General features: G+C 55.0%; 2 protein-coding genes. One reads left to right on the top strand and one right to left on the bottom strand.

Going from position 1 to position 2,063, the window contains the following annotated elements; genetic code table 11:
• Positions 1 to 940: tyrosine-type recombinase/integrase (locus tag ABEA92_RS31220; protein WP_345689789.1), on the bottom strand; the 940-nt coding region annotated here is incomplete at its 3' end.
• 470 nt (positions 941 to 1,410) lie between these two features.
• Between ABEA92_RS31220 and ABEA92_RS31215 the strand changes: the two genes are divergently transcribed.
• On the top strand, positions 1,411 to 1,836 hold the full coding sequence (locus ABEA92_RS31215; protein WP_345689787.1) for a DUF7832 domain-containing protein: 426 nt from the start codon (positions 1,411 to 1,413) through the stop codon (positions 1,834 to 1,836).
• Positions 1,837 to 2,063 lie beyond the last annotated feature (227 nt).

The following is a 2,063-nucleotide window of genomic DNA, read 5'->3' as shown; positions in this document are numbered from 1 at the left end:
AATCGTGCTGATGCAGTGCCGCCCGCGTTGCCATGTATCGCCTGAGCACCTCGACCAGCTCCTCTGGCATCGGCACCACTCGGCTCTTGCCTCCCTTGGATTGATGGATTTCAACACGCCGATTGTCGAAATCCAGATCCTTGACCCGCAACCGAATCGCTTCACTGATCCGCATCCCACATCCGTACAAAAATTGAGCGATCACCAAATGCACGCCGCTCAGCCCGTCAAACACGCGGCTGACCTCGGGCGTGCTCATCACCGTAGGAATCATGCCTCCCTTGGAAGCCCGGATCGCCTCGATGCTGCCGAGTTCCCGCTTGAGTACCAGATCAAAAAATTTCCGCATCGCATGAAACGCCACATTCTGAGTTTCAGGAGCGACATTGCCGTCGACAGCCAAGTCGGTCAGATGCGCCTCGACATCCAGTTCGGTAATCGTCTCGAAGTCGGCCAAGCAGGTCAGCGCTCGCGCCGTCATGAACGCTTTGAGCTTCTGCACGTACGACCGCTCCGTGCCAATTTTCAATCCCGTTCGCCGCAGTCCCCGGCGGAATTCCTGGACCGCATCAGGTTCGCGTGGATTGATCTTGCCACCCGACTCTTCGATCGAACCGTATCCTTCGTCTCGGCGACGCTCGTAGGCAATGATTTCCAGCATCCTCTTACGCACCGGCTCCAAGTCATCATCCGGTTTTTGCAATATCATGCGGCGATAGATCATCAGCCCGCGAATGATTTTCATTCGCTTCCAAGCCGGAAAATTCGCGTCCCGCTTGCTCTTTAAGAACTCAATCACTTGCTCCGCAGTAAACTCGGTTCGCCGCGGACTGTCCCAGCCGTCACGTCCCAGGAACGTCGAGAATTGTTTGAACCAGATCCGGGCCCATTTCAATTCCTGTTCCATTGACCCTGGTTTGATGAAAAGTGTCGAAGCCATCGCCTCTGCCCTCCCGCGTGATCTGCTCGTTCGCAGGCCCTGGTGGTTTTGCCCCACACCAGTCCGCTACGTCAAAGATTCAAAGCCGACGTCCTTTTTGGGCTGACTAGCCCCGCATCCTAACACCTGTTCAGGTCGCATCAACATTTTTATCTCAAGTTCATCGGATTGCTTTGCTAGCACAGGTCAATGCAGTCAACTCGCGATGCCGTTCGAGCGAGCGATTGGAACGCCAGCAAGGCCGTAGCGGCAATCCTAGCAAAGCATTTTGCATCCCCCGCCCAGGAGTGCGAATGGGGGCGAGAACAAGCTTGACACTAGTCCTGCAGCGGGTGAGAATAGCGATCGCGGTCGCCCGCACCGAAGAGGGGGCATATCGTGAGAATAAGTTTGAAAACCAGTGAGAATACCCCAAATCGACTTATTCTCACCCTCACCCACCGCAGAAACATAAGTTCCACGATCGAAGCATGAAGTACGACGACGCATCTTGGCACTACGGTGGAAACTTCCCCAAGGACCTTCCCGCGGAGGCCGGTGCAACGCACATCGGTATGTTCGTCGCGTGGGCGTGGATGACAGGACTCGCTGGCGAGGATGTGATTGACGAAATGCCCGATGCAGTTGCGGCACTCAACGAGCGCTCTATTACACCAGGAAAATCGTTCTTCGATAGCTGCGATGGCAAGTTCGTGGACGATGATTTGAATGCCGAGGGTAATGCATTCGCCGTCGAATACTTTGACTTCAAGACCGGCCAATACCTAAACGACTACGACGAATTACTCACTGGAGACCTGCCTTCCGTTTACCATGTGCCCGACACATGGGAATCGTTTGATCGCTTGCGTCCCCGGCTGGATGAACGTTATCGTGAATGGTCAGGCCGGAATTGATGGCGACCCCGATATAGCGTGGAACAATGGGTTGCAACGGAGGCCGCGAGTTGACGTTGTTGAAGTGGGGAGTCGTTCGCGCGGCCCCGCTGAACCCTGCCGTTACCCGACATAGATCGTGAACTTCTTCGATGTCACTCCTGGCGATACGATCCAAGTTGCCGAGAAGGCCGCGCGGTGCATCTTTTTCAATCCAAGATCTGTGTCATTCGAGCTGAATGAATCCA

Source organism: Novipirellula caenicola, assembly GCF_039545035.1.
Lineage (GTDB): Bacteria > Planctomycetota > Planctomycetia > Pirellulales > Pirellulaceae > Novipirellula > Novipirellula caenicola.
This window is presented reverse-complemented; position numbering and strand designations above follow the sequence as displayed.